The sequence below is a fragment of the Pseudomonas indica NBRC 103045 genome, assembly GCF_002091635.1.
Classification (GTDB): Bacteria; Pseudomonadota; Gammaproteobacteria; order Pseudomonadales; family Pseudomonadaceae; genus Pseudomonas_M; species Pseudomonas_M indica.
The window spans coordinates 289,821-316,304 of the sequence record NZ_BDAC01000005.1; the positions used below are offsets into that span (position 1 = coordinate 289,821).

The window sequence follows — 26,484 nt, forward strand, 5'->3', positions numbered from 1 at the left end:
ATCCCGGCGAGGCTTTTTTGTATCGGCTCACTAATCGTCCGAGAGATCGCCAGCAAAAACAGAAACACCCATCCTCTAGTAGCTCTTTGCGCTTGTTTTACCCACCCGCCCTTCCGAGAATCCCGCGCCCGTCGATTCCAGAAGAGCGCCCACATGGACGTCCGCAGCCCCTTCTTCCAGACCATCGCCCTGATTCTCAGCGGCGTACTGTTCCTCAACCCCCTCGTCGTCACCGCGGCGGACCTGGCGGTGGCGACGGGCGGCGGCGCCACGCTGACCCAGGCGGGCAACGGCGTGCCGGTGGTCAACATCGCCAAGCCCAACGGCAACGGCCTCTCGCACAACAAATTCTCGGAATTGAACGTCGGCCAGCAGGGCCTGATCCTCAACAACGCCACCAGCGCCACGCAAAGCACCCAGCTCGGCGGCATCATCCTCGGCAACGCGAACCTCCAGGGTCAGGCGGCGGGGCTGATCCTCAACGAAGTCACCGGCGGCAACCCCAGCCAGCTCAAGGGCTACACCGAAGTGGCGGGCAAGTCCGCCCATGTCATCGTTGCCAACCCTCACGGCATTCGCTGCGATGGCTGCGGTTTTCTCAATACGCCGCGGGTTACCTTCAGCACCGGCAAACCGGTGGTCGAGAACGGTCGACTGGACCGCTTCAGCGTCGACGGCGGTGAGATCGTCATCGAAGGCGCCGGCCTCAACGCCAGCAACATCGACCAGTTCGACCTGATCACCCGAAGCGCCAGGCTCAACGCCGAGCTGCACGCCCAGCAGCTCAACGTCATCACCGGGCGCAACGAGGTCAAGGCCAGCGACCTCCGCGTCACTGCCAAGGCCGACGACGGCAGCGACAAACCGGCCCTGGCCATCGACAGCTCGGCCTTGGGCGGCATGTATGCCGGGGCGATCCGCCTGGTCGGTACCGAGGCCGGGGTGGGGGTAAAACTGGCTGGCGATATGGCCGCCAGCGGTGGGGATATCCATATCGACCTCGCGAGCGGCCAGTTGACCCTGGCGCGGGCGGCGGCCAGCCGGGACCTGCATCTCGAAGCCGAGAAGATCGAGCTGACCGACACCGCCTACGCCGGTCGCACCGCTTCGGTCGAGGCCGAGGGTGAGGTCGTCAACCGCAAGAGCCTGGCGGCGGGCGAGACGGTGAGCCTGGACGGCGCCCAGGTGACCAACCAAGGCGTGATCGAAGCGGGCGTCAACCCGGACAACACGCGCAACGCCCAAGGCGATGTCAGCCTCAGCGGCCAGAGCGTGCGCAACAGCGGCACGGTGATCGCCAGCCGGCAACTGACGGTGACGGGTACGCAGACCCTGGACAACCAGGGCGGGACCTTGAGCGGCCAGGGTGGTGCCACGCTGAACGGTGGCGCATTGGATAACCGGCAGGGTCAGGTGTTCAGCGGCGGGGCACTGAACGTGGATGCCGGCAGCCTGGACAACCGCAACGGCAAGGTGGCGGCGCAGGCGGTCGACTTCACCCTCGCCAATGCCTTGAGCAACGACGCCGGGCTGATCGAATCCGACACCACCCTGGCCCTGCACGCCGGTCATCTCACCAATGCCCAGGGCACCCTGCGGGCGCTGGGCGAGCGCGGCACCAACGTCTTCGTCACCGACCAGGGTTTCGACAACGCCGACGGCACGCTGGAAACCGGCGCGGCGGCGGATTTCCGCATCGGCACAGAGCTCGCCAACCGGGGCGTGATCAGCGTCGCCGGGGCCTTGCAAGCCCAAGCGCCCACCGTGCACAACGAGAATGGCCTGCTCGTCAGCGGTGGCGACATGCACCTGCTGACCGACCGTTTCACCAACCTGAACGCCGATGTGTACAGCCTGGGCAGCCTGAGCATCGCCAGGGATGCGGCCGGCAGCTTCGCCAGCCTGATCGAGAACCGCTCCGGCAGCATCGAATCCGTCGGTGACATGCGCCTGCGGGCTACCTCGCTGATCAACCGCAAGGAACAGTTCGCCACCCGGCAGAACCAGACCGCCGGCCATATCAGCGTGGTCTGCCACGACTGCAGCGGCGATCACCACAACGTCGACTACGTGGCGACCGAAGCCTTCGACATTGTCGTTGACCCGGACCAGGACTCGCCCGCGGCACGCCTCCACAGCGGAGGCAATCTGGCGATCCAGGCCGGCGAGGTCGTCAACCGCTACAGCAGCCTCAGCGCCAGCGGCGACATCGCCATCACCGCCAGCACCCTGGAAAACACCGGCGCCGCCACCGGCAGCAGTCAGCGCATCCGCCGCTTCAACACCGGCCGCGTCACCGACGGGACCGACGAGCGTTTCCGCGAGGGCGTCATCGATCCCTACAACGCCCTCCCCTTGCCCAAGGCGGTGCCGACGGCGCTCGACCGTTGGGATCTGGTCAGCGACCTCGAGACCCGGACCGCCACCGACAGCGCCGCTCCGGCGATCATCCAGGCCGGCGGCGATGTCGGCATCCAGGCCAGCCAGTCGATCAGCAACGCCTCGGTACTGAGCCAGCAAGCCCCCTCGGCGAACCCCGACGCGCCGTTGCTGGCGGTCCTCAACGCCCAGTTGCCACCCGACACCCGCCAGCAGGCCGCCGAAGCGGACCTCGGCCTGCCGCAGGGCCCGAACGGCCTGTTCCGGGTCAACCGGACGCCCGGCCATCCCTACCTGATCGAAACCCATCCGGCGCTGACCCGGCTGCGCGCCTTCGTCAACAGCGATTACTTGCTCGACCGGCTCGGCTACGACAGCGACGCCGCCTGGAAACGCCTGGGCGACGGCCTCTACGAACAACGGCTGATTCAGCAGGCGGTGGTCGCCCGCACCGGCAAGCGTTTCCTCGATGGGCTGACCTCCGACGAGGCGATGTTCCGCTACCTGATGGACAACGCCATCGCCAGCAAGGAGGCGCTCAACCTCAGCGTGGGGATCACCCTTACCGCCGAGCAGGTGGCGGCCCTGACCCATGACATCGTCTGGCTGGAAGAGCGTGAAGTGCTCGGCCAGAAGGTGCTGGTCCCGGTGCTCTACCTGGCCCAGGCCAAGGGACGCCTGGCGCCCACCGGTGCCTTGATCCAAGGCCGGGACGTGGCCCTGATCAGCGGCAGCGAGTTGCAGAACAGCGGCACCCTGCGCGCCCGCCGCAATCTGGACATCACCGGGCAGAACCTCGGCAACAGCGGCCTGATGCAGGCCGACGAACGCCTGCAACTGCTGGCTACCGACAGCATCCGCAACGCCCAGGGCGGCATCATCGCCGGGCGCGACGTATCGGCCATCGCCCTGACCGGCGACATCGTCAACGAACGCACCATCGCCCGCGAGCAACGCAGCGGCAAACACTTCAGCCAGACCACCAGCGTAGTGGACAGTGCCGCGCGCATCGAAGCGGACAACGGCCTGCACCTCTCGGCCGGCCGCGACCTGCTCAACCTCGGCGGCGCCCTCAGCGCAGGCGACAACGCCGGGCTCAGCGCCGGTCGCGACCTCGTCATCGCCGCCGCCCAGGCCGAAGACGGCCTGATGCGCAAGGACAAGCGCCACTACTGGAACCGCTCGACCGTCACCCAGTACGGCAGCGACGTGCAGGTGGGTGGGGATCTGACAGCCGAGGCCGGTCGCGATCTGGCGGTGATCGCCAGCAAGGTGAAAGCCGGTGGTGACGTGCAACTCGAGGCGGGTGGTGACATGGCCATCGCCGCTGCGGCGAACGAAAGCAGCCGCGAATACCGCTACAAGGGCAATGGCAAGAAGATCAACAAGGAGAACGTCACCGTTCGCCAGCAGGCGGCGGCAATCGAAGCCGACGGCGACCTGCTGCTGAGCGCCGAAGGCGACATGACCCTGGTGGCCAGCAAGCTCAAGGCGGGCGGCGAGGCCTACCTCTACGCTGGCAACGACCTCGGCCTGCTGGCGGCGGAAAACCTCGACCACCGCCTCGACGAAAAGAAGAAAAAAGGCGCCTGGGGCAGCAAGGCGTCGCGCAAGGACCAAGTCACCCGCACCACCCAGGTCGGCAGCGAGATCGTCAGCGGCGACGACCTCACCCTCGCCAGCGAAGGCGACCAGACCTACCAAGCCACCCACCTGCAAAGCGGTGCCGACCTGACCCTGGACAGCGGCAGCGCCATCGCCTTCGAAGGCGTGAAGGACAGCGAGCAACAAGTCCACGAGAAGAGCAAGAGCAGCTGGGCCTGGAACGCGACGAAGGGCAAGGGCAACACCGACGAGACCCTGCGCCAATCCGAGCTGATCGCCCAGGGCGCGCTGATCATCAAGGCTGCCGAAGGCATTCGCATCGACATCAAGCACGTCAACCAGCAGACCGTCAGCCAGACCATCGATGCCATGGTGAAAGCCGACCCGCAACTGGCCTGGCTGAAACAGGCCGAAGCCCGCGGCGATGTGGACTGGCGGCGGGTGAAGGAGATTCACGAGTCGTTCAAGTACAGCCACTCGGGCCTGGGTGCCGGGGCGCAGCTGATCATCGCCATCGTGATGGCCGCCATCATCGGGCCGATGGCCGCCGGCCTGGGAGCCGTGGGGCAAGCCGTCACCGTGAGCGTGGCCACCCAAGCCACGGTGAGCACCATCAACAACCGGGGCAATCTCGGCGCAGTGGCCAAGGACGCCACCTCCTCGAATGCGATGAAGGGGTACGTGGTCAGTGCCGCAACGGCGGGGCTCGTGCAATACAACCCGGCCGAACTCGGCATGAACTGGAGCAGCGTCGGCCAGGTGGCGACGAAGACGGTCGTCGATGCGGGCATCAAGACGGCGGTCTACGGCGGCAGCTTCAAGGACAACCTCGGCGACGCCGCGGTCGGCAACGCGGTGGCGATTGCCGGCGCCATCGGCGCGGATGCCATCGGCGACTATGTCCCGAAGGGCAGCCCACAGAAACTCATCCTGCATGCGGCCCTCGGTGGCCTACTGGCGGAAGCCTCGGGCGGCGACTTCCGCACCGGCGCCCTGGCTGCCGGCGCCAACGAAGCCCTGGTGGACTACCTGGGCGAGAAGCTCTTGCCCCAAGGCAAGGACCCGAACAGCGTGGAATACCGCCAAGGCGTGGCCAACCTGATGGCCAGCTCGCAACTGATCGGCGTACTGGCGGCTGTTCTGACCGGAGGCGATGCCGAATCGGCGGCGGCGGTGACAGCGAATGCCACCCAGTACAACTACCTGCGGCATCAGGACGTGGACGGCTTGGTGAAAGACCTGGAGGGCTGCGACCAGCGCGGCGACTGCCAGCAAATCCGCGACCGCTACCTGGCGATCAGCGATGCCAACCGCCAGCGCCTGGCCCAATGTGAACAGAACGGCAACTGCGCCCAGATCGAACAGGAAATCCTCGCTGGCCAGCGGGCCATCGATCAGGTGAACGGCTACGCCGGTGCCGTGCTCCAGCAGGACTTCTCCACCCGCCAGTGGCAGGACGGCAATGCCGTCAGGGTCACCCTGGGCGAACAGGGCCAGCGCTCGGCACAGGCCGCCAGCGACAGGAGCCAACGCCAGTACCACGAAGAAATGGCGCGCCTGGGGCAAAACCCGCAGGAACAGGCATATATCACCGAGCAAATGGCGAAGGCCGGCTACCAGGCTGCGCTGGAAGAGGAACTGCTCAACAAAACCGAACTGGCCCGCCTCGCCGAACTGAGCGATGCCGAACTGGACCGTTTGGCACCCGGCTGGCGGGAATATCGCCAGCAAGCCATCGACACGACCGGGCAAATAAAGTCGGGGCTGTCGACGGTCGGAGAGGTCCTGGAGCCCGGCATCCTCGACGCCCTCGGGCCAGCGGCCAAGGCCGCCAAACTGGCCGGTATTTTCGCCGCCATGCGCAAGGCGGGTGCCGCGATTCCCACGGAACTGACCAAAGTCGCCGACAAACTGGACGGCCTGCTGGCCGGCAAGGCGCCGTCAGCGGAGGAACTGGCTCCGTTCAAGCTGAATGCGCAGGCTAAACTGACGGAGCAGATCCGGCTGGCTAACCAGACGCTGGTGAGTAAGCCGGGGGTGGTTGGTGCAAAAGCGACTGGCGCTGTTCCAAATCTTACTGAGCGGGGCACGTTAGTTAACCTGCGGCCTAATGATGTTGCTATTGCACAGCGACCAATAAGAACGCTTGTACAGGATGAGTCCGGTCGCTACTGGTTGCAAACCTCAACCGGGAAGAGAATTACACCATCAGGGTCGTATGATTTCGTAACTATGCCGGACGGAAGTGTTCGGGTTGCCAGGCCAAATGTGAATCAGGACTTTTCAACCCACCTTGGGTTGAGTGGTGGTGGAGAGGTCAAATATGCGGGCTCTATACGCTTCGGGAATAATGATGGCCCAAGCCGAGGGACAATAACTCAGTGGACTAATAATTCTGGGCATTATCAACCACCTGCAACTTTAAGTGGTAATGCCGGTTTGCCGCAGGGCTCGTTTAATCCGAGGTAGGCCAGATTATGAATGAAAGACAGAAACTGCTATGTGCGCAGCTTGCAAAAATGGGTTCTGAGCAGGCTGCTGAATGGTTGATGACCCAATACCCAGTAGACTCAACAGATTATGGTGAGGCTCTGCTATTGATCCCCCATCGTTCCTGGAAACGATCCGATCAGAAGCGACTGGCTCAGTACTACTTCAGAAAATTGCCCTTCTCTGGCGCGAGAGGATATGAGGCATTTGCCTCATTTATGTCAGTAAGGACTTTTCTGGACTGTGTCAAGGAGCGCTTGCCAATGAGTGCTTCTGATGCAAGCTTGCTGCTGTATTACTTGATTCCTGTTCTTAATAGGGCTGCTAAAAACGACTCTGATCACCAACTTATTATGAGTCTTATCAATGAAATGCAGCCCTATGACCGCGCTGAATCGACATAATCCGCTGACCTGGCTGGGCCTGCTGTTGCTGGCCTGGCTGGTTCTGGGCGTGCAGCTTACGGCGCCAAAACCCGCGTCGGGGCCATTTTACGCGGCGACCGAACATCATCTGGGGGTAACCCGCTGGGAAGCCGCGCCGCGTCTGGGCTTGGACGCCTGGACAACGAAATCCGCGTCGGGCGATACAGTTGGTGCAAAAGGGTTTGTCCCGGCAGAAAGGACGGGGCTTAACTTCGAAGCAAAAGTAGTAAACAAGTCAGATGGCTATGTCGATATTGAATTGTCTACAAGGCAGAAATTCGATAAGACTGGCGCTATTGTTGATAGTAAGTTTGCACAAAGCGATTTAGTTGCTCGTTACTCACCTGATGGGAATTTGCGCATCGATTGGTATGGCACGACTGTCTCTGGCAAAGGTGTAGGGACGGAGATGGTCTCTAGAGCAATCGAGTCCATAGGTCCTGATAAAGTTAAGGCTGTTTCAGCACAGTTGGGGAATACAAATCTTGAGGCTTTCAGAGTAGCGGCATCGACTGGGCTCTCTAGAGAGCAAGCTGTATGGAGTACTCCACTAGGAAAGACGATGAAAGCTCTCGGCTTTAAAGTTGTTGAGGTTTCCGGTTCTAATGTGAAATTCCTTCAGTGAGTGTGTGATATGGACAAGGTTGAAATAATTAGAGCGTTGATTGACTCTGGGCGAGCTAAAGACGTTTTGGATTTCGTTGATGGCGAATCTGAATACATTTCTGATAAGTCAGAAGGGGCTCCTCAAACGAGGGAGCTTCGTAGAATTTGGGTTCTAGTGGTTCATCATTTGAGGTTCGTTTCTGAGTTTGGCAATATTCCTGCTGCGACGAAGAACGGTAAGCGTTTAATCGCATATCCTCAAGAGTTCGAGCTATGGTTGGATGCAGGGGCGCCAGGTATTTCTGATCAAGATATTAGAGAGTATCTGAAGGGAAATCCTTTGTAATATGGTGCAAAAGGAGTTCCGGAGCTCGTCGAAGGGGCTCATTCACTTGTAGGTGCCAATCGTGCGGTTATTGACCCGCGCAAGCTCACAGACTACGCATTGAATCCTGAACATCCGGTTGGTGGTAACAAGGCTCGTGTTTTTGAATCGGTGCTTGGATTTTACGAAGGGCAATTCTGATCTGCTGATGAAGCAGCTTCAGGACGGGGAGTCGTTAGAAGGGGATGGATTTATAAGCCTGGCTCAAATACTCCAGAGCTGACAACAATCTTTGTGAAGTAATTTATATGTCTCTAGAAATTAACGAAGTCGTGCGCTTATTAGAGGACATTCCTTCGGAGGGGATTTGTAGTGGCAGTCTCGGGGTAATAGTTGCCGTCTTCTCGGAGCCAGAGGAAGCTTATGAGGTTGAGTTCTGCAATGAGAAGGGTGCCACCACTGCACAGGTGGCACTGAGGCCATCGCAGTTTGAGGTTATGACGTAATCCCTTTGGGGCGAAAGCGACTGGGACAGCAGGGAAGATTAAGATTGAACCCGGCGCAATACCTGAACCTCCTCACGTTTTTCCTTCATTCTCTTTTGCCCGCTTGCCTCCTCTCCCCCTAGCCGCTAGAGTCCGCCCGTCACGGTCAATCCCGTGGCCGGGCGTCAGAACCCGATTCCACACGAAGGCGCGGTAGCGCCATAGCTGAGTAGCCGGCGCTATTTTTGTGTCTGGCTACCGCATTTCTATGGCGGGCCGCGCGGGGCAGGCTTCGGCCTGGCCGGCTGTCCTTCGTGGGCCGGTTTCTGACCCCCGTGCGGTCCGCCTCCAACCGCGTCAGAAACGGCTGGATGGCGGTTTCTCGTTCACGAAGGAGCCCTATCGATGCTCACATTGTTTTTCCGCGTTTCTTCCTGCCTCTGCTTTCTGGAGGCCCGCCATGCCTGACTTCCGTCCTCTTCCCTCCCTCAGCACTACTGCCAGCCCCGTTCTTTATGCCAACGCCAGCCTCGGCGCTCACGAACTGTTCGAAGCTGGCCAGGAGCGTCTGAACGCGGCACGGCAGTTGGCGCTGGTGTTGTTCTGCAACGAGCCGCAATTGGATAACGGCGAGGTGTTCGCGGCGTTCCATCTGCTGCTGAACGATGCGGCGGGTTTGTACGACGCGGCGTTCGAGCAGGTGCGGCGCACCTGATGGTTTAGCTTCTCAATGAAGCCCCGCCGATACGCTTGGCGGGGCTTTTTTGCATTCCTGCCCTTTTCGTCGGAACTTGTTCGTACCTCCGTTCCACTCAATGGCTAACTAGAACAAGAACCGACACGCAATCCCTACCTGCTGCCCTGTTCCAGACCAATCAATAACCAAAATCCGTAGCGCTACGAGCATTGAGCGCGGAGAGGTCGTTCCATGAACATCACGGGTCGCGATATCACGACACATTCCCTCCGGCCGTCCACCGCGCCGGAGTCGACCGGCCAGGCGAGCCCGATCCGGCAGCGCCCGCAGAACGCCACGCAGCGGACCGGCACCCTTTCGCTCGGTGAAATGGGCCGGCGCATGGGCAACCTGATCGGGTTGCGCCAGAGGAACGGGACCGAGCCTCGCCAGGCTCCCGCCGGGGCGGACCGGGCATCGACCTCGCGCGCGGCCGGTCCGACGCTCGCCGAGCTGTTCGAACGCTCTACAAGGCAACAGGACCCACTTGGCCTAGGCCGCGCCGCCCGTCGTGTCGACGGCCATGCCATCGACCGCATTCTCGCGGAAGACCCGTCCCTGCAGGAAACGGCTCCCGAGCCCTATGAGCGCCCGGCCCCCACACTAGGGGAAATCCTGGAGCACAAACAAACGTCGGGCCGCTTCCTCTCCAGTCGATCCAACGACAGCATGGATATGTCGGGCAGTGGCCTTCCCACCGACGGGGAACAACCGACTCTGGCGCGTTCGAGCGGACGTCGCTTCGAAGGCGACTTGGTGGAGCGAGCCAAGCGGCCGGCACAATCGTCCGGTGTGGAAGGCATCCATGAGCGGCAGGATTCACTGGAGCGCTCCGCCAGCTTTCGCTCGGCGCAGACGCATCTCTCCTCGCCGGCCTCTTCCTCACGCTATTTCACTGCCGCAGAGAGCGAGGGGTCGGACTCCGAACCCGACCAGCCGCCACTGGATCGCAGTCTGGCCAACCGTTATCACGGGAGATACTTCAGCGATCAGGATGAGCGACTGTCACGCAGCGACTCGCACAACTCATCGACGAGCGGTTCGTCCCGTCATGACGATTCCCCGATACGCCACGATCCAGCTTCGCAACCGGAGGGTCTGGAACACTCCCGTGCCGGTCGCTTCGATGAGAGCTGGCTGCACACTGGCATCAGACACCCCTCGCCTTTCGACTCCGCCGGCACTTCCACGACACTCCAGCGGGAAGATTCCACGAACTCCCAGGCGTCGAGCTCCAGTACCGGATCGGTTCCGGACGATCAGCCGGCACTGGATCGTGCACGGGCCCGGCACTTCCAGAACATCGATATCGACCGGATCATGGCCTACAACCCCGCCCGCCAGTCGACGACCTCGCTGGAGATGGGGCTGGATGGCAAGGGGCGGCTGAAGCTCGGCGACAACACACCGGAATCCCTCCGTCAGTTGCTGGAAAATACCCTGGGCAAGCCCGAACGGACCTACCTGGCCCATCATGGCCAACCGGATGGCGATCAGTTGCTGATGGACAAGCAAGGCAACCTGTTGCATCTGCAACAGACACCCGCCGCCATCGTCGTCATGCGCAGCAGCAGACCCAGCGAAGCCATGAAACTCTTCCAGGCGGCCACGAATGGGCAGGTCGCCAGCTATGGATTGGAGCGCGAAGGTGACTCCATCGTCGTATCGGCACGCGGCCAGAACAACCGACGTCGTGTCGACCAGGAGGTCACGGGACGAGCACACATCGCCCAGGTCTCCGGCATTCACGAGGATGCCGAAGGCCAACGGCTGCGCGTACATGACGGACACCTTTACCGCTTCGATGTCGACAAGCAGGCCTGGCAGCCGCACCCCGGTGACGACGGCAAGCCGTTCTCCCAGCTCGGCTTGCAAGCCGACGGGCGGCTCTATGCCCTGCACGATGGCGCACTGCTCGACATGAGCGCCGAGGCCCCCCGTCCGCCCGTCGAGGCGCAGGATGCCCGTTCCTTTTCCGTGGCCGCCGATGGCACCGTGGCGCTGCTCTGCGGCAGCGGAGACGCGCAGCATATCCGCCTGAGGAACGAGGATGGAGAAATCACCGCCCCGTTGAAGCTGGATGACGGCAATGCCGAGGCGGTGCATGTTGGCCTCGACCGTGACCGTCTGTTCCTGACCGACAACGAAGGGCGGCTGTACAGCGCCGGACGAAATGCCGGGGGCTTCAACCTGAGACCGGAGCCCCAGGGTGTTCCCCAGGGCGAAACGCTCGGCCGGACGCAGTTCGCCGAAGGTTTCATGCAGGACGACCAGGCCCGCTTGAACCTGCTGTTCAAGGACCGCCAGGGTCACATGCACAGCCAGCCCATCAGCCGCTCCGACGTTCCTCTCCATGCGGGTTGGAACCTCAGCGATGCGCTGGTCATCGACAATCGCCGGGGCCTGCCCAACGTCAATCCGGACCCGCTCAGCCGTCTCAGTCTCGGCCGCCTCGGGCACGTGGCACTGGAAGGCGGCGAGCTTCAGCGCTGGGACAGCGTAGCCAACGCCTGGGCATCCACAGGCATCAAGGGCATCGAACGGTTGCAACTGGGCCTGGACGGCAAGCCCTATGTGCTGCAGGACGGCAAGCTGTCCGGGCTCGGCGTCAGCCCCACGATCGGACGTTTCGCCCACGACGGCAGCCAGAGCTTGGCTCCGACCGGCGTGAACATCCAGGTTTCCATGGGGAGCGCGGTGGTGGACGGCCCGGTCCGCGACTTCGCCCTGGTCAACGACAAGCTGTTCGTCACCCTCGACGGCGAAGGCCAGTTGAACCTGCATGACAACGGCAAACCGGCACGTCCCCTGCCCCTCCGAGGCCTGGAAGGTGAACCTCGCTCGCTGGCATTGGACAAGCAGCAGAACCTGTACGTCCTGACGGAAGGCGGTCACCTCTATTCCCTGCCACGTAAAGACTGGCAAGCAACGGAAGCGACGCCGCGCGACCCCGGCTGGGGGACCATCGGTACCCCAGACAACCAACCCGTGGCTTCGATCCGCACCGGGTCGGGCAATACCTTGCTGGTAGCCCTCCAGGGCAAGGAGGAAGAACTACAGCACGATGGCACGGACTGGCAGCCCCACACCCCTGCCCCGCTGACCCCGCCGCAGGTGCTCAAGGCACTGTTCGAGCGGGTGCGCGACGACAATAAGACCTGGAACGTGCTGGGCCATACCGTGAAGGTGACCGGCGAACGACTGGGGCGCACCGGTGTGGAAAATCGCCATCGCAGCGGTACCGCCGAGTTCATCCGTGCCCATATCTTCAAACCCACCCTGGAAACCCCTCGCCCACTGAAGAACCTCGGCTACAACTTGCAACATCGTTGGCAAGGTCGCGAGGGGCTGGCGGGAGTCTATGAACAGGAAGGGGCGGCATTCGACCGCCTCAGGACCATTGCCCAGGGCGGCTCGGCGAAGCCCGCCGAGGGCGCGGACCTGAAATCGCGTATTGCCCGTCTCGGTTTGGGCGAGGAAGGGAAGCCCCTCGCCAAGGCGCTGGAAACCTTCCGCACCGAGTTGGAGGACAGCATCTCCCAGACGCTGATCAACCTCGGCAAGGAGAAAGGGTTGCTGAACCTGCACGGCGAGCCCCGGGACGGCTTCAAGGCACCGCTGCTCGGTGGTATCAAGCAGAAGCTCAACCCCTTCAGCACCGGCGAAGACCTTAACCACCAGTTGCGCGATGCCCTCGCCCAATTGGGCTCGGAGCCCCACCGCAGCGCCGAACTGCTCGGCCTGCTCGAAGAGAAAGGCGTCATGCTCTCCCCGCAGAAGAGCGAGGTTCCGCTGGGGCGCCGTCGCGATCCCAGCGACGACAGCGCCTTGCTCAAGGCGCGCCTGGCGCTGGATGTGACGACCCTGCACGAGCTGAATCAATTGGTGGAGCAGATCGGCGCCGCCCCCGAGGCCATGGAGCTCGGTGTCCAGGCCCTGTCGCAACTACGCGACCATCAATATGGCGACAGCCCGCTCAAGGTGGTCACCGACATGGGGTTCCGCGGCCATGACAGCCTGGAAGCCGACTACGACGCCGTGAAAGCCTTCCTCAACGCCTTCAAGAAAACCGACCACGCCGTGCACATCAACCTGCGCACCGCCTTCGGCGGCGACTCGGTGGACATGGCCAAGGGGTTGAAGGCCGCCCTCAAGGAAATCGAAGGCGACCATGAGCTGCATATCCACCGAAACTATGGCGGGGCACTCAGCACCCCGACCACCGGTCCCGGCGGCAAACTCACCTTTCCCAACGGCCGGCTTGCCGGCGATCGCGGCTACTCGCTGACGTTCGAAATCATCGACGACAAGCTGACCGCCACCTTCGTCCGCCAGGGCGGCGGCTCCGCCAGCGTCGGCGCGGGCGTCCGGGATCGGACCCTCAAGCGCAACCACGATCTGGGCCCGGACCGGGCAGCCAGTTTCAGCTTTCCGCTGGATGTCTACGCGAAAGGCACATTGGGGGCAAACCAGCGTGACGCCCTGCTCTTTACCCTGGCGGAAGGCGAGATCGACGCGTTCGTCGACGATCTGATACAAGGCAAGCTCAACCCCTACGAGCTGATGAAGAAAGGTTCGAATCACGAGGTGCAACACGGCTACCGCGTCAATTTCGATATCGATGCCGGCGCCTCGGTGAATCTCGGCTATGGGTTCAACCTGCATGAAACGGGTTCCCCGTTTTCCGGGATCGCCCGGTTCCGTGGCGCCGTCGAAGTGAACCTGAACCTGTTGAATTACAGCCACTACCGCCAGACCAACACCAACAGTGCCGGCCGCATTCTCGAAGAAGGCGGGCTTAACCGTCCCCGACTGCTCAACCGGGCGGAAATCAAGTTCGCGGCCCAGGCACAGTTGCTGGCCGGGCATGAAGACGAGAAGGCAAAAAAGGCGGCGAAGGCGGCCAAGGAAGCGGGTTTGCCGGAAGTGCCCGTGCCTTTCGAAACCACCGGGATGAACCTGGGTGGCTCCCTCAGCGCTTCGGTGGACATGAAGACAACCAAACGCTTCAAGTTCCTGTTCAAGCCGGCCCAGCCCCTGACCGGCAGCGATCTGACCAAGCTCGGCGACACGCTCGGCAAGGCCTTCAAGGACAAAGCCAGCACCGCCCGGCTGGCGGAAATCGCCAAGGAAGAAGACTTGGACAAGCACCTCTCCGCCCTGCAGGAGGCATTCGGCGACAAGGAGGTCATCAACGACGACCAGCACGCGGCATTGAAGAGCCTGCGTCAGGCCGGGGACCGCCACGAAGCAGCCAAGGCCGGTCACAACATGCTGGATTACATGCGCCTGGAGAGTTCCTACACCAACCTCTCACGGCTGGATCAGGCAAGCCTGCTGACCAGGCTGAGCGCCGAATTGAATCCGAGCCATGTCCAGAGCAACTCCGAATATCTCGCCAACCTCATGAATAACGACCCGAAGCTGGAAGCGCTGATCAAGCAGTTGCAGGACACGCCCGGCACCCTGGCCAGAGTGCGCCTGGAATTCAAGGACGAGGTGGCGGCACGGGTGGACAAGGGCAGCCGCGACGGCACGCTAACCCAGGACGAGCTCGTCGCCCTGCTGAGCGACCGCGACAACATGCGCTTGAAGGCGATCATGGTCTACCAGACGGAAAGCAAGAGCGAAGGCTTCGTCTCTCCGCTGCCGCTGGTGGGCTACAACAGCAGTACATCGCTGAGCCTCATCCGTGCCCTGGGACGGGTCAACTTCGAATACGGCCAGGACCAGAGCACGCCCAAGGGCTACAAGCTGGATGGCGATATCGCGGAGTTCGACAAGCCTACCCAGCAATCCATCGCCGCATTGAAGAGCCATGGGTACACCTTGAAACAGTAACGATCCTGCGGCTGCTTCACCGCAAATCCAGCCGGGCGAATGAATTTGCCCCTGCAGGTCCGGTTTCGCTTTTGTGGGGCGAACTTGGCTCGGGAATAGTCCACACAAGAGCTTCGCCAGCAGAGCTCGCTCCTACGAAAAGCCGTCTCCCCTCGGGACTGGAAGCCCGTGGTAGGGGCGAATTCATTCGCCCAGCCCGCCCCGCGTCGGGCGATGAATTCGCCCCTACAGATCCGGCTTCGCTTTTGTAGGAGCGAGCTCTGCTCGCGATTGCAGCCCCGCAAAAGCTTCGCCAGCAGAGCGGGTGCCGATGCGGGGTTTGCGGCCTTCCTGACTCCCCAGTCCTACCTCGACCGATACACCTGTTTCCGAATTTATTTTCGTACCGGCTGGAACCCATTTCTTGCGCCGCTCACTCAACTGTCGAATGTCAAGACATTCTCAGGCCAAGACACCGGCTGATTGCATCGAGTCATCCCGGTCGTTCAGGCGATGCGCTCACACTCAAAATGACACCGAAGAGGAAAAGCATATGTCCCTGGGAAGCATCCTTGGAAACGCAGCATCCACCGCCATCAACATCACCGTGAACGTCACCCCCATGGGACGTGGCCTTAGCTTGGCCAACGAACTGCTGGGCGGCGGCACCCAGGATTTGGCCGGTGCGTTGACCGATACGCTGATGAAAGGTCTGTTCGGCGAACCGGATAAAAAAGGCATTTCGAAGTTCAACGACTGGAACAACAAGTCCGCCGACAACCCCCTGCTGAAAATGCTCGCCGAGTTCATGGACGCCTCCAACGGTGCCTATGGTAAGCCGGACGGAAAAGCCGGTAACTGGAAAGACGAACTGACCGAAAACGATACGGTGAACCAGCAGGAACGCGATGCCTTCGGCCAGGGCCTGAAAGATGCCCTCAGCATGTTCCTGGACCAAGCCATCAACGAAGCGATCATGGGAGCAGCCCTGGGCAGCATGCTGGGCGGTGGTTTGGGTGGCGGCCTGGGCAACATGCTGGGTGGCGGCTTGGGCGGCGGCCTGGGGGACATGTTGGGTGGTGGTCTGGGCGGTGGCCTGGGGAACATGCTGGGTGGCGGTCTGGGCGGTGGTCTGGGGAGCATGCTGGGTGGCGGCCTGGGCGGTGGTCTGGGCGACAACCTGTTCGGCAACAATCCGTTCGCCGGTGGTACGAACAGCACCCCGTTCGGTGAAAACCCGTTCGCCGGCGGCCTGAGCGGCCTGGGCAGCAGCCTTCTCGGTGGTGGCCTGAGCGGCATGGCCCAAACCGGCATGGGATTCGGCCTGGATCTGGCTTCTCACATGTCCCTGCAGAAGCTGAGCGACATCGGCACCCACGTGGACGGTCAGAACCGTCACTTCATCAACGAAGAAAACCGTGGCACGGCCAAGGAAATCGGCAAGTTCATGGACCAGCATCCCGAGATCTTCGGCAAGCCGGAGTATCAGAAGGATGGCGGTGATGTGAAGACCGACACCAAGTCCTGGGCCGAAGCCCTGAGCAACCCGGACGACGACGGCATGACGGGTGAAAGCATGGACAAGTTCCATAAGGCCACGAACATCATGAAGGATGTCATGCTGGGCGATACCTCGCAGTGCCCGAGCAAGGCCACCGCCGGCGACGCCATGCTGGCTATCAGCAACATCGCCAGCGAAGGGTTGAGCAGCGCCGCGCGCGGCTGATCCCTCACGCCAGGCAATCGACCCGGCGGGCCTCGGCCCGCCGGGATTTTTTTTGCACGATAACGGCCCAGGTGACCGCCCTCCCCGATTCTTCTTCCGCTCTCCCTCCATTCCCTGGCACCCCGGTCTCTGCGACTTCGAGCCTGCCTGCTTTTTCGTGACCTGGCCTGCACGGCAGGATCAGGCAAGGAATCGACTGGATCAGGCTATCCCTCGATGCGCCCAGTCCTCGAAGCTGTCGATTCAGCCCAACCACCCAATGGAACGGGCCACTCGTAACCGACACACGCAAAGAGGAACCCCCATGACCAAGGCCAAGGCTTATGCAGCGCTTGACCCGCACAGCGCGCTCGTCCCGTTCGAAATAGAACGTCGCGCCCTAGGCCCGACGGACGTGCAGATCCAGATTCTCTATTGCGGGGTCTGCCATTCCGATCTGCATACCGCTCGCAACGAATGGAACAACACCCTGTACCCCTCCGTCCCGGGACACGAGATCGTCGGCCGCGTCGTCGCGGTTGGCGAGCAGGTGAGCCGCTTCAAGGTGGGCGACTTGGCCGGCGTCGGCTGCATGGTCGATAGCTGCGGCGATTGCCCGTCGTGCCATGACGGAGACGAGCAGTACTGCGAGCACGGCTTCACCGGTACCTACAACGGCCCGGTGTTCGGCGGCGAGAACACCTATGGCGGCTATTCCCAGACGATCGTCGTCAAGGAGTCCTTCGTCCTGCGCATTCGCCACGCCGAGACGGACCTGGCCGGCGTCGCCCCCCTGCTGTGCGCGGGCATCACCACCTACTCGCCGCTACGCCACTGGCAGGTCGGACCGGGCAAGAAAGTCGGCATCGTCGGCCTGGGCGGCCTCGGTCACATGGGCGTCAAGATCGCTCACGCCATGGGCGCCCAGGTCGTGCTGTTCACCACGTCGGCGAGCAAGGTCGAGGATGGCAAGCGCCTGGGGGCCGACGAAGTGTGCGTGTCCACCGACCCGGAGCAGATGAGCCGCTACACCGGCCAGCTCGACTTCATCCTCAACACGGTGGCGGCGCCCCACAACCTGGACGCCCTCCTGCAACTGCTCAAGCGCGACGGCACCATGACGCTGGTTGGCGCCCCGGCCGAGCGACACCCGTCGCCAGACGTATTCGGCCTGATCTTCAAGCGGCGCAGCATCGCCGGCTCGCTGATCGGCGGCATCCGCGAGACGCAGGAGATGCTCGACTTCTGCGCCGAGCACGGCATCACCTCGGACATCGAGCTGATCCCGATGCAGTACATCAACACCGCCTACGAGCGGATGCTGAAAAGCGATGTGCGCTACCGCTTCGTCATCGACATGGCGACTCTGAACTGAGGCCGAACGAAAACGGGCGAAGCCTTCGCTTCGCCCGTTCCGTGAACCTCGGTCAGGTCGCTGTCAGTGCAGCCGGCCCCGGCCCCGCAACAGCCCGTCGGCGATATGTCGCACTACCCAGTAGGCCGTCAGGGCGGCATCGCCGCTCAGCTCGTCCTGCGCCGGTCGGTGCAGGAAGCGGGGCTCCAGGTCATCGACGAAGGTTCCGAAGTGAAAAGCGCCATACTGGGGCTCTACCGGTATGTCGAGCGTATCGTCCAGGCAGCGCAGGACCAGGCCGATGGCTCGCTCGAAAGCATCCCTCTGAGAGGGCGAAAGATAGCCGTCGCCTTCCAGTAGATCGCTCCAGGTCAGCACGTGGTTGGTAGTGTCTTTCATCGCGTTACTCCTCTCAGGCCAGATTCAGGGTGCTGGATTTCGACAGACGGAAATGTTCGTGGACGTTCTGCAGGTTGATGTTGTCGGCCGAGACCTTCACACCTTCCGAGTCGCTGTTGACGAACTTGTACTTGCCGTCCTCAGCGGTGATGTTCTTCAGGTTGATGTTCCAGTCGCCCTGTTGACCGCCGTTAGTGCGCAGGAAGGTGCCGAAGTCTTTCGCCTTGAAGTTGTCGATGGTGATGTTGGCGTCGGCGTTCAACTGGAAGATCTTGTCGTTGGCGCCCTGGGCGCTGCTGTTGGTGATCTCGACGTTGGCCTTCTTGCCTTCCTTGTTCGGCTTGATGGTCAGGGCGTCCTCGCCGACATTGGTCCAATGCACGTTGTCTATCTTGGCATCGCCGTAGACATGGACGCCGTCGGCACCGTTATCGCCGATCACGACGTTCTTCAGCGTCGCACCATCTTCCAAGATGAACGGAGGCAGTTGGTCCTCACGCTGGCCACCATCGCCCAGCTTGCTGCCGGCGGTGAAAGTCTGGCCCTTGCCGTCGAACACCTCACCCTTCTTCACCACGATGGGTTCGTTGACCACGATGGGGCTGGAGGAGGCTTTCGGGAAGTTCACTCCGGAGCTGCCGCCTGCGGCGCCTTCCTGGATCCTGGTGAAATTGAAGTTGCCCTCGTTGCGTGTCGAGTCCACTTTCGCCGGCGCCGACTTGGACAGGCCCGACGCCGGCGCTTCGCTGGTCGGCACCTGGCTCAGGCTGACCGGCCTGGTGAACTGATCGAAGGAAGACGGCGTGCTCGACGGAACGCTCGTGGTCGGCTTGCCGAACGATTCGGTAGTCGGTGTCTCGCCTTGCGGGCCGGGTTTGCCGAACACCTCGGGATGCTTGTCCATCAGGAGCGAGATCGGTTTCAGGACATCCTTGTTCTGAATCTGGCCGCCACCGTCCTCGGTGGGCGCGATCGAGTTGTTCAACAGGCTCGTACCGCCGTCGCGCAGGAATTGGTTGGTGCTGTTCGGCCAGTTGGATTCCTCCGCCCCGTCGGAGGGCGCGTTGCCCTTCACGCTGCCACCGTCACCACCCAACATCCGATCCAGGAAGGAGAACAGCGCGTCCTTGAAGCGGCTGCCGAAGTCCTGTCCCAGCCTGGAGCCACCGTCCAGTCCATCGCTCTTGCGACTGCCCTTGTCACTACCCTCATTGCCGAGCCCCAGCAGCTGCTGGAGCAGCGGGCTGCCTTTCAACAGCTCGGCGATCAAGGCCATGGCCATCTGCTCGGCGAACTCTTCGAACGACCTCCCGTCCTGCGTACCGTTGTTCTTATTGGCCAGGGGGCTTTGCTTGTAATCCGACGGCAAGTTCGACTGCGGCGAGAACGCATCGGGGCGGACGTTGAGGTTGAACTTGATCTCCATCGATGACTCTCCTGATTTGGTTTTATGGACAGGCCACTCGTCTCCAAGCGCATCGAGAAGAAGCCGGCGACTTCATGCTCGGATGGCGCCCTTTACTGCAAGGTGTTCCGCATCGTCTTCGCCTGGGCAATGAAACCCATTGCCAGGTCGCAGAAGCGTTGTTCATCGAGATCGGCGATCTCCCGCTGCGTACACAGGCACAGCGCTCCGCGATCCAGGGCGAACCAGCAGCCACGCATCGAGCCCATGTCGAAGTTGGCCGTGAGCAGACGTTGATAATCGAGGCCGGCGCCGCTCCGCCCGAGGCGGCAATAGAGCATGACGGCGCTGCCCGGGAGCGGAATCTCGATGACCGCCAGCTCCCGGTCCTGCTCGTCGTAAAGGGCGCACACACCGTTCTGCAGCGTCAGCGACGTTCCCAGGCGCTCGCCAAGGCGGGCCACGAAGCCATGAACGATCCGTTGCACATCCATCGATCGCACTCTCTTGTCGAAAGGGGGGTCGGCTTACGGAGCAGAGGCCGGCAAGGGCTCTGTCCATCCCGACAGGATTTGCCAAGTGAGTGGAAGCCGCGCGGGCAAAGTTCCAGGATTTTTCGACATTTAGCTCCGATTTGCGCGAAACGGTGCCGAAAAGAGAAAGCGCACCCAGGAAGGTGCGCCGAAGGGAAAAACCTCGATGGGACGGTTCCCACCGAGGCGGTATGGCTCAGCGATGCAAGCCGGCGAGCTCCAGCAGGCGGTTCATGATGTGTTGCAACGAGCCGACGTCACAGTTGTCCTGCCGCACGGCATGCCAGACGATGAAGTTCTCCCAGCTATCCAGGCACAGGTAGCAGCCCTCGTAGCTCACCGCATCCGTGAAACGCTTCGCCAACGCACTGGAGAACAGGTCGCGACGCTGGACCTGGCGCTTGATGTTCAAGGCCACTCCCCAGCCGACACGTTCCTCGCTGAAGGTGAAGTCGATCCCCGGTGCCCAACTCAAGCGGCTGGCCTCGCCCGCCAGGACGGACGCAAGAAAGTTCTCATGATCGGAATGGGTCTTGAGCTGCTCAATCATGTACCGGCACCACCGTATAGTCTTCCGCATTGCTGCGCAGCTCCGGCGACCACCAGATCACCAGTTGCTGGGCATCCGACGATGGCCGCGCGCAGCCTTTGGAACCGCATGGCCCGGTCGAGCATGCACTGACCAGCAGGCAGCCCCCCAGAATCAAGATGATTTTCCGCATTGACACTCCCTCCCCACTCAAGGAACCAGCAACGATGCCCTGGCCGGCGTATTCACGATCTGCTTGCGCAGGGCGACGAATATCTCGCTGGCTTCTCCGGGCTCCAGTCGGCTACGCGGCCACAGGGTGACGGCGAGCGTATTCTCCCCGCCACAGGCCGCCTCATCGAACTGCACGGCCTTGTCCCCGGCGTTGCGTACCACGCCGACGCCGACATTGAATTCCTTGTCGCTGAACCACTGCCGACGCTCTGCGTCGAACTGGATTCCCGCTTGCGGGCGGCAAAGGGTGTCCAAGGCCAGGCTCGGCGCCCCGGGCTCGAGCCCCGCCGGCAGGCGCCCCTTCACCAGGTCGAGCATGACGTTCTCCAGCTTGGCCCGCAGGTTGCCGTTGCCATGCCGACGCTGTACCCGGACCAGGGCTTCGTCCAGGCGCTCGCGGTCGTCCGCGCCGACATAGCGCACCGGGTTGGTCTGGTCGCCAATCAACTTCGGCGTCAGGATGAACAGGCGCTCCCGGCGCGAGGTTTCCCGACGCGTGGAAGTGAACAACTGGCCGATCCAAGGGATGTCGCCGAGCAGCGGGATGCGCCGGTCGCGATCACCGCTCTCCTCCGAGTGGAATCCGCCGATGACCAGCGAACGCTGTTCGTCGATGACCGCCTGGGTGCCGACGGTCCCCCGCTTCATGCCGGAAGCCCCTCCCTCACGGTTCAGCTCCACCTGTCCGTCCTCGATATCGACGATGAGCTGGATGCTCTTGTGGGCGCCTTGGTCGATGGCGCGTGGAATCACCCGCAGGCTGGTGCCGGCGGTCACCGGCTGGATATCCGCCACCCGCTCGCCAACTGCCGTGATGAAGGCGGTACGACTGAAGTCGATCACCGCCGGCTGGTTTTCCAGGGTCAGTACCGAGGGGTTGGCCACGATGGAGGCGACACCTTTCTCCTGCAGGGCCTGCAGCTCGGCGAAGAAGCGTTTGAAGTCGCCGATGAAGAGCGTCGAGCTGCCGCCGCCGGGAATCGAGGTTCCACCGAAGATGTTGCCGATCCGCGCCTGCCAGGACGAGCCCAGACGCTCGATTTCCTCGCGGTCGATGTCCAGAATCAGCGCATCGATTTCCACCAGGTTCTGCGGTACATCCAGGCGATCGATCACCTGCTGGTACATGTCCCGTCTTTTCAGGTCGTCCCAGACCAGGATCGCGTTGTTCCGTACATCGGCTACCACACGTCCCTTGCCCGAGCGTCCCGAACCGCCCACTTTCAATGGGCTCAGCGGTGGGGTTTCCTTCACCGCCAGTCCCATGGCGGAACTGTTCGCCTTCTCGGCCATGCTCATCGCCGATTGGAGCGCCTCGTTGATCCCGCCGAACGAGGCGGACGGCGATGTCCCCCCGCTGGCGCCCCCCTCTGTTCCCATCAGCCCCGCCAGCAGGCGAGCGACGCCAGGGATCTGCAGGCTCTGGTCGCGGTACTGGATCTCCCGGTCGGCGACGGCGGAATAGCGCAAGGGAAATACCATCACCTGCTGGCGCTCGTCGCCCTTGACCCGCTCCTTGCTGAAGCGACGGATGAGCTGGACATAGCGGGCAGGTCCGGTCACCAGCACCACGCCTTCGTCCGGTAGTTCGCCCCAACCGAAGCGGCTGTCGAGCAGGCCGATGTCGGTCAGCGCCTGCTTGAGGTCCGGTGCCGCCTCGGGCGATACCTCCAGGCGCACGGAGGTGAGCTCCTCGATGGGGCTGATGAACAGTGTTCCGTTGTAGACGAACCACTGGAAACGGTGTTCGAGGGCCAGGCGGTCGAGAAACGCCTCGGCGTTGTCGGCGCGGATCTTCGCATCCACCGCACCGGAGACATTGCCGATCCGGAGCTTCACACCGTGGCTCTGGGCGAAATCTTCCAATACCGATGCCAGGGATGCCCCTTCGGCTTCATAGGCATAGGCGCCTTTGCGCCAGTCCGCCGGTATGGCCGCCACGGCGGACATCGACAAACCGGCCAGAAGCGGCAATGCAAGCAATACGTTACGCATAGGCACCTCGTTGCCGGAGCGACCAGGGATACAAGGGTTGGGCAGCAGCGGTCTTGCGTCCGCCTGCCTCGCGTTGGAGCAGCTCGTTCCAGACATCGCGCTGGGTGATCAAGGCCTCCAGGCACGCTTCGATGCATGCCTCCAGGGAGTCCTCGGCGCCGATACCGGCACGGAGCAACAGCCAGAAGCGCCCATCCGCCGGGTCCAGAGACAACGCGGCGGTGCGCTCCCGGAACTGGCCCAGGCTGGGCAAGGACAAACGCAAGGCTTTCTCCAGCAGACCGGGCTGGCCTTTCCAGCCGATGTCCAGGGCCGCCTTGCACAGCACGCCGCCGTCGACCCGCTGGAGCACCACGTCGCCACCATCGATGCTGAGGAGCAGTTCCGGCTCGACGCTGTCGAGCCAGTCCTGCAGCAGCGCGCCCGGATCAGTGGATTTCATTGAGGATGGCCTTGGCCAGGTTGTGCTCGAGCACACCCACACGGCTCACCGCCCAGTTGGCCCGGGAGTGCTGCATCATCGCGTCGGTGAACGCGCTGATGTCCTCCAACGAAGCACCTTCGGCGGCCTGGACCGCGGCCTGGTCAAGCTGGGTCTGGGAGCGCTGGAAAACGGAATCGAGGCGACGTTGAATTCTGTCGAAAGACATGACTGAAAACCTCCGAACGAATGGGGTATTCAGTGAGTGGACGAAACGGCAAAAGCGTTCCCGATCCTGTTCAGGAATACCGAGGCAGCAGCGCAGTCACGGCGTCGCCCCAGTTCAGCAGGAAGTCGCCATGCTCCGCCACCAGGCGGACGCTACCGACGTCGAGGCTTTCGTCCTCGCGGATGCGCCAGTCGCAAGTGCTCCGCTCGCTCAGCCATGCCTCTGCCGCCGGACGCGCCTGCGGGTGGCAATACAGTTCGCCACCGGCACCGTCCGCCTGGGCGGTGCGCAGTTGCCGTAGCAAGGCGCGGATGCGTGCCTCGTCCGGGACTTCGTCCAACAGCGTGGTCAGCGCCTGGCTTACCAGTTGGCAAGCGCTGTCCACCAGCCCCTCGGTCATCTGCGCCTGCTGTTCGCGCCAGCCCTCGAAGAAGGCTTCCGCCCGCTGCCAGAACTCCGCCGCGGCGGCATCCCGGGCCTCCCGGGCCAACGCATCCGCCTGGCTGCGGGCCTCGTCGAGAAGCGCCTCGGCCTGAAGCCGTGCCGTCTCGATGACACTTTCCGCTTCCCGGTGCTGCTCGATCAGCTCGCGCCGCAGCAGGGGCTCGGCCTCGGTGGGCTGGGCACCGTTCAGTCTTACCGTTCGACGCGTCAGCATGCCTGCGCTCCCCTTTCCCAAAGGCATCGATTCTTCCAGATGACCGCATCCCAGAGCGCGGCGAGTTTGGCGGCCGGCAGCGGCGCCGGTTCACAGGATTCGACCTGCTCGACCAGCGACCTGGGAAACAGCAGACGCGCCCGTTTCCAGCACGCCGCATCAAGCCGGCCATACAGCGACCGAAGCCCCGCGACACGAGGCTCGTCCCCGGCCCACTCGGCCGGTACCCAACTCCCGGGCAGCAGCGCCCGGGCAATCCGTCGGCACCATTGAGCCTCGGCGTCGGGCAGATCGACGACCCGCCCCTTGCCGAAAATCTCGGCGACCAGCAACAAGGCATGCAGGCGCGCCTCGACGGTTTCGTCGATCAACCGCAGCACCACCGGATCGGGATGGGAAGGCAGGTCTTGCGACAATCCCAGGCGCCGCGCGAAGGCCCCGTGATGCAAGGGAGCAGCATATTCGATCATCGACCGCTCCCAGGGCGCGAAACAGGCCTCCACACCCCAGCTCTCATCCGCGCCGGTCCAGCCGGTCGCCCACCATTGCGCCCATCGCATGCAGTCCGCATGGGGAATCATGCTGTATGTCCTCACGCAGTCCGGGACGAAGACTTGAGCGAACGAATCTTGGCCAGCAAGGCGTTCCGCCACTCCGGCTTGACCGCCAGGAGAATCAGCAGGATCACGATGCCGCCCACCAAGCCTACGACGAGCAGCAACTGCAGCAGCTCGATACGCTCTTCCGGCACGCTGTACGGGCCGATGCGCACCATTCTCGGCGCCTCCCGGTAGGACTCGGACGGGACGAAGACGATGGCCAGTTTCTGCTCTTCCTTGCCGGACAAGCCGGGAATGCTGCTGGCCACCAGCCGGCGAACGCGCGGAAGCACGCTATCCGGATCGAGGTCCATCCGGTGCTTGATGAATACCGCGGCCGATGCGGGCTGCACCGGTTCGCCCGGGGCGATCCGTTCAGGCAGCACGACATGAACCCGGGCCACGATCACCCCATCGATCTGCGACAGGGTCGCCTCCAGCTCCTGGGACAAGGCATAGATGTAACGCGCCCGCTCCTCCAGCGGCGTGGAGATCACGCCATCCTTCTGGAACACATCCCCCAGGCTGTTGCGCGAACGCTTCGGCAAGCCTGCGGCGGACAGCACATGCACGGCGCGGTTGATGTCTTCCGACGACACCAGCACCGACACGCTTTCCTTGCCGATGCGCTTTTCCGCAGAAATGTGCTTGTCCGCCAGTTCGGCAATCACTTCATTGGCATCCTGCTCGGACAGCTGGCTGTGCAGCTCGATGCGCTCGCCACAGGCGGTCAGCATCGTGGCGAGCAGCAGAACCAGGAACTTGAGGCGATTCGGGCGCATAGAAGAAGACCGCTTACTGAAGGTTGGTGAGCTTTTCCACGCTCTGGGCAGCCTTGCCGACCAGCTTGGCCGACAGCATGCTTTCCAGGTAGAACGACGACAGGGACTTGTTGGCCTGACGGATGTCCTGCGGGTCCACGGAAGCCGCCGCCTTTTTCAGCCGTCGGGCCGCAATGTCGGACTTGCCCTGCAAACTCTGGAACAGCTCATTGAAGGGACGGCTCGCGCTCTCGAGCGTCATCGGCGCCTGATCGCCTCCTTCCTGCATGGCTGCGCTGAACCAGGAGACATCGGAACCGGACGGATCGGCCAGTTTTCCAGCCGAAGGCCCTGTGCCTATCCCCTGCCCCGAGGCTATGCCCGTTACATTCGTGATTTTCATCGGTCACCTCGTTACGGAGTGAAATCCGCCTTGGATTGAAAGACGTGCAAGCCAGTCGATCAAAACTGGATATCCCGCGTCCCCTCGATGACCTTGGTCTGGAATTTGATTTGCTGATCCTGAAGAACAGCGCCTGCGGCACGCTTTTCGCTGGCGCGCAGCATCAACCTGAAGACCTCGGCCGAAACCTGTGCATTTTTCTTAGAATTACGAAGCGTTAGATCAGACTCTTGCTGAATCTCATTTAATGCTTGAAAAGCCGTTCCACTAATGCTCATAAATCCCTCCAAGTTGAAGGCACAATAAACCGGACCGGGTTTACAACGAGCCAGAATTGCTCATATCGTAAAAACTGCGACCCTGCTCAAGGAGAAGGGTCGCATTAGCC

At 62.4% G+C, this 26,484-nt stretch carries 22 protein-coding genes and 1 pseudogene; 10 read left to right on the forward strand and 13 right to left on the reverse strand.

The window, feature by feature from the left end:
• Nucleotides 1-153: 153 nt before the first annotated feature.
• From PIN01S_RS08935 to PIN01S_RS08970, 10 genes and pseudogenes are all read left to right on the forward strand, one after another.
• Entirely contained in the window at nt 154-6,453 is a 6,300-nt protein-coding gene (locus PIN01S_RS08935) for a two-partner secretion domain-containing protein (RefSeq protein WP_084335310.1), read from the forward strand.
• An 8-nt stretch (nt 6,454-6,461) separates the two neighbouring features.
• On the forward strand, nt 6,462-6,878 hold the full coding sequence (locus tag PIN01S_RS08940) for a hypothetical protein (RefSeq protein ID WP_084335311.1): 417 nt from the start codon (nt 6,462-6,464) through the stop codon (nt 6,876-6,878).
• Complete coding sequence (locus PIN01S_RS26265; protein WP_139198604.1) at nt 6,856-7,524, forward strand: hypothetical protein; 669 nt, start codon at nt 6,856-6,858, stop codon at nt 7,522-7,524. The genes PIN01S_RS08940 and PIN01S_RS26265 overlap by 23 nt, the downstream gene beginning before the upstream one ends.
• Before the next feature lie 9 nt (nt 7,525-7,533).
• Nucleotides 7,534-7,851, forward strand: a complete 318-nt coding sequence (locus PIN01S_RS26270) for a hypothetical protein (protein WP_139198603.1) — start codon at nt 7,534-7,536, stop codon at nt 7,849-7,851.
• A 63-nt stretch (nt 7,852-7,914) separates the two neighbouring features.
• Nucleotides 7,915-8,031 (forward strand): annotated as a pseudogene (locus tag PIN01S_RS27415) (DUF6883 domain-containing protein); the annotation flags it as partial.
• 107 nt (nt 8,032-8,138) lie between these two features.
• Nucleotides 8,139-8,336 (forward strand): DUF4926 domain-containing protein, encoded by a 198-nt coding sequence (locus PIN01S_RS27420; protein WP_084335312.1) that lies wholly within the window; start codon nt 8,139-8,141, stop codon nt 8,334-8,336.
• Nucleotides 8,337-8,775: 439 nt separating this feature from the next.
• A complete protein-coding gene (locus tag PIN01S_RS08955) occupies nt 8,776-9,030 on the forward strand; it encodes a hypothetical protein (RefSeq protein ID WP_084335313.1) in 255 nt (84 codons plus the stop codon).
• A 213-nt stretch (nt 9,031-9,243) separates the two neighbouring features.
• Nucleotides 9,244-14,892: an AvrE-family type 3 secretion system effector gene (locus PIN01S_RS08960; protein ID WP_084335314.1), complete on the forward strand. Its 5,649-nt coding sequence runs from the start codon at nt 9,244-9,246 to the stop codon at nt 14,890-14,892.
• A 532-nt stretch (nt 14,893-15,424) separates the two neighbouring features.
• The gene (locus PIN01S_RS08965) at nt 15,425-16,597 is read left to right on the forward strand and encodes a hypothetical protein (protein ID WP_169715809.1); all 1,173 of its coding nucleotides are present in this window, start codon (nt 15,425-15,427) and stop codon (nt 16,595-16,597) included.
• Nucleotides 16,598-16,901: 304 nt separating this feature from the next.
• Nucleotides 16,902-17,951: an NAD(P)-dependent alcohol dehydrogenase gene (locus tag PIN01S_RS08970; RefSeq protein ID WP_084335316.1), complete on the forward strand. Its 1,050-nt coding sequence runs from the start codon at nt 16,902-16,904 to the stop codon at nt 17,949-17,951.
• Nucleotides 17,952-18,014: 63 nt separating this feature from the next.
• Here the strand turns inward: PIN01S_RS08970 and PIN01S_RS08975 are convergent, their stop codons facing one another.
• The 13 genes from PIN01S_RS08975 to PIN01S_RS09035 all read right to left on the reverse strand — a co-directional run bounded on the left by PIN01S_RS08975 (nt 18,015) and on the right by PIN01S_RS09035 (nt 26,374).
• On the reverse strand, nt 18,015-18,329 hold the full coding sequence (locus PIN01S_RS08975; RefSeq protein WP_084335317.1) for a hypothetical protein: 315 nt from the start codon (nt 18,327-18,329) through the stop codon (nt 18,015-18,017).
• Between the two features lie 13 nt (nt 18,330-18,342).
• Nucleotides 18,343-19,755: a pectate lyase gene (locus PIN01S_RS08980; RefSeq protein WP_084335318.1), complete on the reverse strand. Its 1,413-nt coding sequence runs from the start codon at nt 19,753-19,755 to the stop codon at nt 18,343-18,345.
• Nucleotides 19,756-19,847: 92 nt separating this feature from the next.
• Nucleotides 19,848-20,228: a type III secretion system chaperone gene (locus PIN01S_RS08985; protein ID WP_084335319.1), complete on the reverse strand. Its 381-nt coding sequence runs from the start codon at nt 20,226-20,228 to the stop codon at nt 19,848-19,850.
• A gap of 235 nt (nt 20,229-20,463) precedes the next feature.
• Nucleotides 20,464-20,817: a hypothetical protein gene (locus PIN01S_RS08990; RefSeq protein WP_084335320.1), complete on the reverse strand. Its 354-nt coding sequence runs from the start codon at nt 20,815-20,817 to the stop codon at nt 20,464-20,466.
• On the reverse strand, nt 20,810-20,989 hold the full coding sequence (gene hrpT, locus PIN01S_RS08995; RefSeq protein WP_084335321.1) for an HrpT family type III secretion system protein: 180 nt from the start codon (nt 20,987-20,989) through the stop codon (nt 20,810-20,812). The genes PIN01S_RS08990 and hrpT overlap by 8 nt, the downstream gene beginning before the upstream one ends.
• Before the next feature lie 17 nt (nt 20,990-21,006).
• On the reverse strand, nt 21,007-23,025 hold the full coding sequence (gene sctC / locus PIN01S_RS09000; protein WP_084335322.1) for a type III secretion system outer membrane ring subunit SctC: 2,019 nt from the start codon (nt 23,023-23,025) through the stop codon (nt 21,007-21,009).
• Entirely contained in the window at nt 23,018-23,467 is a 450-nt protein-coding gene (locus PIN01S_RS09005; protein ID WP_084335323.1) for a type III secretion system chaperone, read from the reverse strand. Before PIN01S_RS09005 ends, sctC begins: the two co-directional genes overlap by 8 nt.
• Entirely contained in the window at nt 23,454-23,675 is a 222-nt protein-coding gene (locus tag PIN01S_RS09010) for a hypothetical protein (protein WP_084335324.1), read from the reverse strand. Before PIN01S_RS09010 ends, PIN01S_RS09005 begins: the two co-directional genes overlap by 14 nt.
• Nucleotides 23,676-23,745: 70 nt before the next feature.
• Nucleotides 23,746-24,333, reverse strand: coding sequence for a type III secretion system stator protein SctL (gene sctL, locus PIN01S_RS09015; RefSeq protein ID WP_169715810.1), 588 nt, complete (start codon nt 24,331-24,333; stop codon nt 23,746-23,748).
• On the reverse strand, nt 24,327-24,914 hold the full coding sequence (locus tag PIN01S_RS09020) for a hypothetical protein (RefSeq protein ID WP_084335326.1): 588 nt from the start codon (nt 24,912-24,914) through the stop codon (nt 24,327-24,329). The genes sctL and PIN01S_RS09020 overlap by 7 nt, the downstream gene beginning before the upstream one ends.
• Before the next feature lie 11 nt (nt 24,915-24,925).
• Nucleotides 24,926-25,714, reverse strand: a complete 789-nt coding sequence (gene sctJ, locus PIN01S_RS09025; RefSeq protein WP_084335327.1) for a type III secretion system inner membrane ring lipoprotein SctJ — start codon at nt 25,712-25,714, stop codon at nt 24,926-24,928.
• Nucleotides 25,715-25,727: 13 nt separating this feature from the next.
• Nucleotides 25,728-26,096, reverse strand: a complete 369-nt coding sequence (sctI, locus tag PIN01S_RS09030; RefSeq protein ID WP_084335328.1) for a type III secretion system inner rod subunit SctI — start codon at nt 26,094-26,096, stop codon at nt 25,728-25,730.
• 59 nt (nt 26,097-26,155) lie between these two features.
• Nucleotides 26,156-26,374, reverse strand: coding sequence for a hypothetical protein (locus PIN01S_RS09035; protein ID WP_084335329.1), 219 nt, complete (start codon nt 26,372-26,374; stop codon nt 26,156-26,158).
• Nucleotides 26,375-26,484 lie beyond the last annotated feature (110 nt).